At 67.5% G+C, this 8,655-nt stretch carries 7 protein-coding genes; all 7 read left to right on the plus strand.

Going from position 1 to position 8,655, the window contains the following annotated elements; all coding sequences use genetic code 11:
• Positions 1-76 precede the first annotated feature (76 nt).
• Positions 77-1,213 (plus strand): thiolase family protein, encoded by a 1,137-nt coding sequence (locus OXR08_RS05495; RefSeq protein ID WP_267348391.1) that lies wholly within the window; start codon positions 77-79, stop codon positions 1,211-1,213.
• On the plus strand, positions 1,214-3,541 hold the full coding sequence (locus tag OXR08_RS05500; RefSeq protein WP_267348393.1) for a 3-hydroxyacyl-CoA dehydrogenase/enoyl-CoA hydratase family protein: 2,328 nt from the start codon (positions 1,214-1,216) through the stop codon (positions 3,539-3,541).
• Between the two features lie 17 nt (positions 3,542-3,558).
• Entirely contained in the window at positions 3,559-5,355 is a 1,797-nt protein-coding gene (locus OXR08_RS05505) for an acyl-CoA dehydrogenase C-terminal domain-containing protein (RefSeq protein WP_267348395.1), read from the plus strand.
• Between the two features lie 79 nt (positions 5,356-5,434).
• Positions 5,435-6,274: a type 1 glutamine amidotransferase gene (locus OXR08_RS05510; protein WP_267348397.1), complete on the plus strand. Its 840-nt coding sequence runs from the start codon at positions 5,435-5,437 to the stop codon at positions 6,272-6,274.
• 73 nt (positions 6,275-6,347) lie between these two features.
• Positions 6,348-6,659, plus strand: coding sequence for a polyhydroxyalkanoic acid system family protein (locus OXR08_RS05515; protein WP_267348399.1), 312 nt, complete (start codon positions 6,348-6,350; stop codon positions 6,657-6,659).
• Positions 6,660-6,886: 227 nt separating this feature from the next.
• A complete protein-coding gene (locus OXR08_RS05520; protein WP_267348409.1) occupies positions 6,887-7,294 on the plus strand; it encodes a DUF2147 domain-containing protein in 408 nt (135 codons plus the stop codon).
• Positions 7,295-7,338: 44 nt separating this feature from the next.
• Positions 7,339-8,643 (plus strand): outer membrane protein transport protein, encoded by a 1,305-nt coding sequence (locus OXR08_RS05525; RefSeq protein WP_267348401.1) that lies wholly within the window; start codon positions 7,339-7,341, stop codon positions 8,641-8,643.
• Positions 8,644-8,655 lie beyond the last annotated feature (12 nt).

Consider the following 8,655-nt stretch of genomic DNA (forward strand, 5'->3'; position numbering starts at 1 on the left):
TCGTATAGCATTGACGTATAGGTTAGCTATCGCACCTTAACGTGAGCCCGCAAGGGCCTTTCAACGAGAGGATCTCATGACCAACGTCGTGATCGCCGGTTACGCCCGCTCCCCCTTCCACCTGGCCGGCAAGGGCGCGCTGGCGCGGGTACGGCCGGACGACCTTGCTGCGCAGACGATCCGCGGGCTGATCGAGCGGACCGGGGTCGATGCGTCGGCGATCGAGGATATCATTCTGGGCTGCGCCTTTCCGGAGGGCGAGCAGGGCCTGAACGTCGCGCGGATGATCGGCCTGCTGGCGGACCTGCCGCTGTCGGTCGGCGGCATGACGGTGAACCGCTTCTGCGGGTCGTCGATGAGTTCGATCCATATCGCGATGGGCCAGATCCAGATCGGCGCGGGCGAGGCGTTCATCTGCGCCGGCATCGAATCGATGAGTCGCGTGCCGATGGGCGGCTACAACCCGCTGCCCAACCCGCAACTCGCCGCCAAGAGCGCGGGCGCCTATATGGGCATGGGAGAGACGGCCGAGAACGTCGCGACCAAATACCAGATCACCCGCGCCGAGCAGGAGGGCTTTGCGGTCCGGAGCCAGAAGAAGGCGGCCGCCGCGCGTGACGCCGGTCGTCTGGCGGACGAGATCGTGCCGATCCAGACCAAGGGCGGCGTGGTGAGCGAGGACGGCATCATCCGCCCCGACACCACCGAGCAGGTCCTCGCCGGCCTGAAGCCCGCCTTCAGCCAGGACGGCACGGTGACCGCGGGCACCGCCTCGCCGCTGACCGATGGCGCATCGGCCGTGCTGGTCACCTCCGAGGACTTTGCCAAGCGGCATGGCCTGAAGATTCTGGCGCGGATCAAGTCGGTGGGGATTTCGGGGTGTGCGCCCGAGACGATGGGGCTGGGGCCGATCGGTGCGTCGGAGAAGGCGCTGGAGCGGGCAGGCATCACGTCCGGCGACCTCGACATCGTCGAGATCAACGAGGCGTTTGCGAGCCAGGCGATCGCCTGCATCCGCGACCTGGGGTTGAAGGACGAGACGATCAACCTGGACGGCGGCGCCATTGCGATCGGCCACCCGCTGGGCGCGACGGGCGCGCGCATCGTCGGCAAGGCGGCCGCCCTGCTGGAGCGCGAAGGCGGCACCTATGCGCTGGCCACCCAGTGCATCGGCGGCGGGCAGGGCATCGCAACCGTGCTGGAGCGTGCATAAATGACGGATGCGATCAAGAAAGTCTGCGTGATCGGGGCCGGCGTGATGGGCGCCGGCATCGCCGCACAGGTCGCCAATGCCGGCGTGCCCGTCCTGCTGCTCGATATCGTGCCCAAGGACGGGGCCGATCGTGACGCCGTCGCCAAGGGGGCGGTCGCGCGGATGCTGAAGACCGATCCGGCGCCCTTCATGTCGAAGGCGGCGGCCAAGCTGGTCGAGACCGGCAATATCGAGGATCACCTCGGCCGGGTCGCCGAATGCGACTGGATCGTCGAGGCGGTGGTCGAGCGGCTGGACATCAAGCAGGCGCTTTATGCCCGGCTGGAGGAAGCCAAGCGGCCGGGCACCGCGGTGTCGTCCAACACCTCCACCATCCCGCTGGCGAACCTGACCGAGGGACGCTCCGACCAGTTCCGGCGCGATTTCCTGATCACCCATTTCTTCAATCCGCCGCGTTACATGCGGTTGATCGAGATCGTGACGAGCCCGGCGACCGATGCGGGCGTGGCGGCGCGCGTTTCGGACTTCGTCGACCGGATGATGGGCAAGCGGATCGTTCGGGCAAAGGACACGCCCGGCTTCATCGCGAACCGCATCGGCACCTATTGGCTGTCGGTGGCGATCAACGCGGCGATGGACCAGGGGCTGACCGTCGAGGAGGCGGACCAGATCGGCGGCCGTCCGATGGGCGTGCCGAAGACTGGCATCTTCGGGCTGGTCGATTTGGTCGGCATCGACCTGATGCCGCTGCTGTCGAAAAGCCTGTCGGCGACGCTGCCGCAGGGCGACGCCTATTTCGACACGGTGCGCCCGATGCCGCTGATCGAGCGGATGATCGCGGACGGCTTTACCGGTCGCAAGGGCAAGGGCGGCTTCTACCGCCTCGACAAGCGCCCCGATGGCAGCCGGCAGAAGCTGGCGATCGATCTCGCCACTGGCGAATACCGGCCCGAGAAGAAGCCGGAACGCCTGCCCGGCAAGGCGGACAAGGATCTGGCCGCGCTGGTCGCGGCGCCGGGCAAGGCGGGGGCCTATGCCTGGGCCGTGCTGGGGCCGGTTCTCGCCTATGCCGCGGGGCTGGCGGGCGAGGTTGCCGACGACATCGTCGCGATCGATGACGCGATGAAGCTCGGCTATAACTGGAAATTCGGGCCGTTCGAGCTGATCGACCGGCTGGGGCCGGGCAAGCTGGCCGAGCGGCTGCGCGCCGAGGGGCGGGCGGTGCCTGCGATCCTGGAGCGAGCGGGCGACCGACCCTTCTACCGGGTCGAGGGCGGCAAGCGGCAATATCTGACGCTGGGCGGCGATTATGCCGATGTCGTGCGCGGCGAGGGCGTGCTGCTGCTGGAGGATATCAAGCTGCGGGCCGAGCCGCTCGCCAGGAACGGATCGGCGGCGCTCTGGGATATCGGCGACGGCGTCGTCTGCCTGGAATTCACCGCCAAGATGAACGCGTTCGACGAGCAGGTCATCCAGCTTATCCAGAAGGCGATCCCGCTGGTGAAGGGCGGATACAAGGCGCTGGTGATCTATAACGAGGGGTCGAATTTCTCGGCCGGCGCCAATCTCGGCCTTGCCATGTTCGCGGTGAACATCGCGGCGTGGAGTGAGGTGGACAAGCTGATCACGGGCGGGCAGGCCGCGTTCAAGGCGCTGAAATACGCGCCTTTCCCGGTCGTGGCTGCGCCTGCCGGACTGGCGCTGGGCGGCGGGTGCGAAATCCTGCTCCATGCCGATGCGATCCAGGCACATGCCGAAACCTATACGGGGCTGGTCGAGGCGGGCGTCGGCCTCGTCCCCGGCTGGGGCGGGCATGGCGAGATGCTGGACCGGTTCCAGAAGACGCCGGGCTTTCCCAAGGGGCCGATGCCCGCCACCGCCAAGGCGTTCGAGATGATCTCCACTGCCAAGGTCGCCAAGTCGGCGGCGGAGGCGCGCGAGATGATGATCCTGCGCCGCGGCGACGGCATCACCATGAACCGCGACCGCCTGCTCGCCGATGCCAAGAACAAGGCGCTCGCCCTTGTCGAGGGCTATGCGCCGCCCGAAAAGCCGACCTTCCGCCTGGCCGGCGAAAGCGGCCGGGTGGGTATCGCGGGTGTGGTGCGTGACTTCGTGAAGAAGGGCGTGGCGACGCCGTACGACCAGGTCGTGGCGGGTCGGCTGGCGCAGGTGCTGACCGGCGGGGAGGCCGATCTGGTCGACACCGTGACCGAGGACCAGCTCCTGAAGCTGGAGCGCCAGCAATTCATGGCAAGCGTCAAAGATGCGCGGACGCAGGCAAGGATCGAGCACATGCTCGAAACCGGTAAGCCGCTCCGCAACTGATCGGGATACGAAAACCCATGCAAGTCTATCAGGCTCCGTTGCGCGACATGCGCTTCGTGCTTCACGAACTGTTCGCCGATGACGGTTTCGGCGATCTGCCCAGCTTCGAGGAGTTCTCCCCCGATCTGTACGATGCCGTGCTCGAAGAGGCGGCACGGATGGCGCAGGAGGTGCTGTTGCCGCTCAACGCCAGCGGCGACATCGAAGGATGCCGGCTGGAAGACGGCGTCGTCCGCACGCCGGAAGGCTTTGCGCGGGCCTATGCCACCTTCCGTGACGGCGGCTGGGCGGCACTCGCCTCGCCGCCCGAATATGGCGGACAGGGCCTGCCGGAGACGGTGAACAAGCTGGTCGAGGAGATGATCTGCGCGGCCAATCTGTCGTTCAGCCTGTATCCCGGCCTGACCCACGGCGCGACCACCGCGATCGAGGGGCATGGTTCGGAGGCGCTGAAGGCGGCCTATCTGCCCAAGATGGTCAGCGGCGAATGGGCGGGCACCATGTGCCTGACCGAGGCGCATTGCGGCACCGATCTCGGCCTGCTCCGTACCAGGGCCGAACCGCGCGAGGATGGCAGCTTTGCGATCACCGGTGGCAAGATCTTCATCTCGTCGGGCGACCACGACCTGACCGACAACATCATCCATCTGGTCCTCGCCCGCGTGCCCGATGCGCCGGCGGGGGTGAAGGGGATCAGCCTGTTCCTGGTGCCCAAATATCTGCCGGGTGCCGATGGTGCGGTCGGCGCGGCGAACGGCGTGTCGGTGGCCGGCATCGAGCACAAGATGGGCCTGAAGGCATCGGCCACCTGCCAGATCGCGTTCGACGGCTCCACCGGCTGGCTGGTCGGCGAGGCGAACAAGGGGCTGGCCGCGATGTTCACGATGATGAACACCGAGCGCGTTTCGGTGGGCATCCAGGGCCTCGGCATCAACGAGATCGCGTATCAGTCCGCGGTCGCCTATGCCCGCGAACGCCTGCAGGGGCGCTCGCTGGCGGGGGCGCAGCGGCCGGATCTGCCCGCCGACCCGATCATCGTCCACCCCGACGTCCGCCGCATGCTGATGACCATGCGCGTCTATGCGCAAGGGTGCCGGGCGCTCGGCCAATGGACCTCGCGCGCGCTCGATGCCGAGAAGCACAGCGCCGATCCGGCGGTGAAGCAGCGTGCGGGCGATTTCGTCGCGCTGATGACGCCGGTGGTGAAGGCGCTGTTCACCGACCTTGCCTTCGATGCCGCGAACCTGGGCGTGCAGGTGCATGGCGGGCACGGCTATATCCGCGAACACGGCGTCGAGCAGTTCGTTCGCGATGCGCGGATCGCCCAGATCTACGAGGGCACCAACGGCGTCCAGGCGCTCGATCTGGTCGGTCGCAAGATGCCCGCGCATATGGGCCGGGCGCTGCGGCCTTTCTTCCACGCCGTCTCGGCCTTGTGCGAGGAAACGGCGGGGCACGGCGACAAGGCGATCGCGGGATGGACCGCGGCGCTGCACCAGAGCTTCGGCGCGCTTCAGCTCACCACGGGCATGATCGCGCAAAAGGGCATGAAGGACCCCGAGGAAGCGGGCGCGGCGGCAACCGATTACCTGCGCATGCTGGGTCTGGTCGGCATCGGCTACACCTTCCTGAAGGCGGCGGTGATCGCGCAGGCGCGGCTGGACGAGGGGCATGACGATGCCGCCTTCTACCGTGCGAAGCTGGCGACCGCGGGCTTCTTCTTCGACCGCATCCTGCCGCAGGCGACGACCGGTTTCCTGGTCATCAAGTCGGGCAAGCGATCGACCATGGCGCTGCCCGCCGACGCCTTCTGATCGCCGCACCCGCTCGCATACGGGGCCGAACGCACCACCATGCGTTTGGCCCCTGTCGAGAGGATGACGGGAGCAAGGCGTGAAATTTCTGGTACTTGAGAGTGAAACCGCGGAGGAGCGCGAGGCGCGTCGGCAGCGGGCGGGCAAAAGTTCGGGCGAAACCTATGCCGCCACGCTGACCGGCATGGTGCCGGCGGCGGAGGTGACGCGCATCGCGCCCGCCGATGCCGATGCGCCGCACATGGGTCTGGAGGACATCGCCGCCTTTGATGCGGTGTTCGTCACGGGATCGCCGCTGCACGTCTATGACGACAAGCCGGAGGTGCGCCGGCAGGTCGCCTTCATGCGCGCGGTGTTCGCCAGCGGCGTGCGCTCCTTTGGCTCATGCGCCGGATTGCAGCTGGCGGTGTTCGCGGCGGGGGGCAAGGTGCGCGCGATGACCGGCCGGATCGAGGCGGCGGTGGCGCGCGGCATCACCGCGACCGAGGCGGGGCGCGGGCATCCGCTGCTCGCCGGCCGGCCGGGTGCCTGGGACGCCGCGGCGATCCATACCGACGAGGTGGAGCAACTGCCCGATGGCGCCGTGCTGCTTGCCGGCAACGGCGTCACGCGCGTGCAGGCCGCGGAGATCCGGCATGATCGCGGCGTCTTCTGGGGCGTGCAATATCACCCCGAACTGGCGCCCGGCGAGATCGCGGTCGCCATTCGTCATCAGGCGGACTCGCTGGTCGAATCCGGGCTGGCGACGGATGTCGAGGCGGTGGAACGGCGCGCCGCGCTGCTCGACCGGTTGCAGCATGATCCGGCGGACAGCGCCGCGCGCTGGGAGCTGGGCATCGATGGCGAGTTTGCCGAGGAAGCCGGACGACGGCGCGAACTCGCCAATTTCATCGCGGCGGTGACGCAGCAGCGTGGGTGAGGGGGCTTCCCACCCTTGCGATCGCAGCCAGCCGGCCTATCCCCACCTCCCCATTCCCAAAGGACCCGACCCCATGGCGACCATTCCGTTCGACATTTCCCACAGCCTTGGCCGCGCGGAGGCACGGCGCCGGATCGAGGCGGGCCTGCCCAAGCTGGCGCAGCATATTCCGGGCGGTGGCACGGTCGATGCGGACTGGATCGACGCCGACCGGCTGACGCTGGCGATCACCGCGATGGGGCAGAAGGTCGCCGTCGACATGGCGGTCGAGGATGCCCGCGTGGCCGGTACGGTTCAGGTGCCGATGATGCTGGCGATGATGGGCGGCCCGATCGCCGAGTTCGTCAAAACCAGTGCGGAAAAGATGCTCGCCAAACCAGCCTGATGCGGCACGAACAGGATCGATGACGGCGGGCGGGTACCACAAACCGGTTGACAGCTTCGTCCAAAGACGTAGTCGATCGGGGTGACGTTTCCCTATGCGTCAGTTGCCGGCCCTTTAGGTCCGGTGTCTGGACGACGAGGTGTCGGCGACCGTACGCATGCGGCGCCGTGCCGGTAAAAGGGCAGGCGGACCCGTGCCCCGCATGGGGCGATAGGAGAGGAATGACCATGTTCTTCAGCATAATCGGAATGGCCCTGGCCGCAGCGTCGCCGTCCGCCGACGCCGCCATCGGGCGGTGGAAGACCGAGACCCGTGGTGGTGTCGTCGAGATCCAGCGTTGCGGCGCGTCGATCTGCGGCCGTATCGTCACTTCCGACAATCTGCGTACGCAGCCCGACCTGAAGGATGCCAACAACAGCAATGCCGCGCTGCGCGGTCGCCCGATCAAGGGCATGCTGATGCTGAGCGGCTTTACCGCGGACGGCGATGCCTGGACCGGCGGCAAGATCTACAATGCCGAAGATGGCAAGACCTATAGCGCGAAGGTGACGCCGGTGGGCGCCAACCAGCTCAAGGTGCGCGGCTGCGTGTTCGTGCCGCTGTGCAAGACTCAGACCTGGACGCGCGTGCGCTGATCGCGCGCACCCCAAGCCTTCTTCTGCTTCAGGAATTTTTCGTTATGTCTCTGCGTATCAAGGGCGTGCTGCTCGCTTCGGTCGTCGCCCCCTCCTTCGCCTTTGCCGGGGCCGCGCACGCGCAGGCCTTCTACCTTCAGGAACAATCGGCGCGTGCCGCGGGCCGTGCCTTTTCGGGCGAGGTCGCCGATACCGGCGCCGCGTCGCTGTGGTGGAACCCGGCGGCGATCGCCGATATCCGCAGCGGCGAGGCCGCGATCAGCGCGTCCGCCATCCTGCCCAAGGGCGATGTGGTCGACACGGGGTCGCGTATCCGGCGCACCGTGGCAGGCGTGCCGACCGCCATCAGCGGGCAGAGCACCTCGTCCGACCCGATCCGCAAGGGCGTGGTGCCGTCGGGCGCCGTGGCCTATCCGCTGACCGACCGGATCGCGGTGGGCGTCGCCGTCACGTCGCCGTACAGCTTCACCACCAATTATGACGGGGATAGCTGGGCGCGGTACAGCGCGGATCGCACCCGCCTGCGTACCATCGACATCCAGCCGTCGATCGCGGTGTCGCTGCTGCCCTGGCTGCGCGTCGGCGGCGCGGTGAACGTGGAATATTCCGACGCCACCCTGTCCAACGCGTTGCCGAACCTGTCGGCGGCGCTGCCCGACGGGTTGCAGCGCCTGTCCGGCGACGGCTGGGATCTGGGCTGGACGGCTGGCGTGCAGTTGCACAACGACTGGGCGACGGTCGGCATCAGCTACAAGTCGGCGATTCAGCACAAGCTGAAGGGATCGCTGGAGATCAGCGGCCTGCTGGGGCCGCTCGCCGCGCAGAACCGCGTGGTCGACGGGGCCACCGCCAGCTTCTACACGCCCGCGCAGATCATCGTCGGTGGTCGCTTCCGGGCGACGGACGCGCTGACGCTGAACGCGCAGGCGATCCGCTATACCTGGGGTCAGTTCGATGCGATCCGGCTGGGGCCGCCGCTGAACACCGCGATCCCGGAAAATTATCGCAACAGCTGGAGCCTGGCGGGCGGTTTCGATTACGCCCTGTCGCCCCGCGTCACGCTGCGCGCCGGCGTGCAGCATGCGACGACCCCGACGCAGGATACACAGCGTGACGCCCGTGTGCCCGATGCCAACCGCTGGAACTACGGCGCAGGCGGCACTTTCCAGGTGACGCCGGGCTTCGCGATCGATGCCGGCGCCAACTATGTCGACTTCGAGGATACGACGATCGATCGTCCGGGCAGCTTCTATCCGGGAACGGCCGCCGCCACGACCATCCAGACCAATGGCGAATTGCGCAACGCGCGTGCGATCGTGCTAACGCTCGGTGGCCGGTTGAGCTTCTGAGGAGGGGACAGG

Origin of the sequence: Sphingomonas sp. GM_Shp_2 (genome assembly GCF_026540875.1) — a bacterium.
Classification (GTDB): domain Bacteria; phylum Pseudomonadota; class Alphaproteobacteria; order Sphingomonadales; family Sphingomonadaceae; genus Sphingomonas; species Sphingomonas carotinifaciens.

Excerpts from the sequence above, each read along its gene's own strand:
- OXR08_RS05495 (WP_267348391.1), top strand. The coding sequence starts at position 77 with ATGACCAACGTCGTGATCGCCGGTTACGCCCGCTCCCCCTTCCACCTG.
- OXR08_RS05500 (WP_267348393.1), top strand. The coding sequence starts at position 1,214 with ATGACGGATGCGATCAAGAAAGTCTGCGTGATCGGGGCCGGCGTGATG.
- OXR08_RS05505 (WP_267348395.1), top strand. The coding sequence starts at position 3,559 with ATGCAAGTCTATCAGGCTCCGTTGCGCGACATGCGCTTCGTGCTTCAC.
- OXR08_RS05515 (WP_267348399.1), top strand. The coding sequence starts at position 6,348 with ATGGCGACCATTCCGTTCGACATTTCCCACAGCCTTGGCCGCGCGGAG.
- OXR08_RS05520 (WP_267348409.1), top strand. The coding sequence starts at position 6,887 with ATGTTCTTCAGCATAATCGGAATGGCCCTGGCCGCAGCGTCGCCGTCC.
- OXR08_RS05525 (WP_267348401.1), top strand. The coding sequence starts at position 7,339 with ATGTCTCTGCGTATCAAGGGCGTGCTGCTCGCTTCGGTCGTCGCCCCC.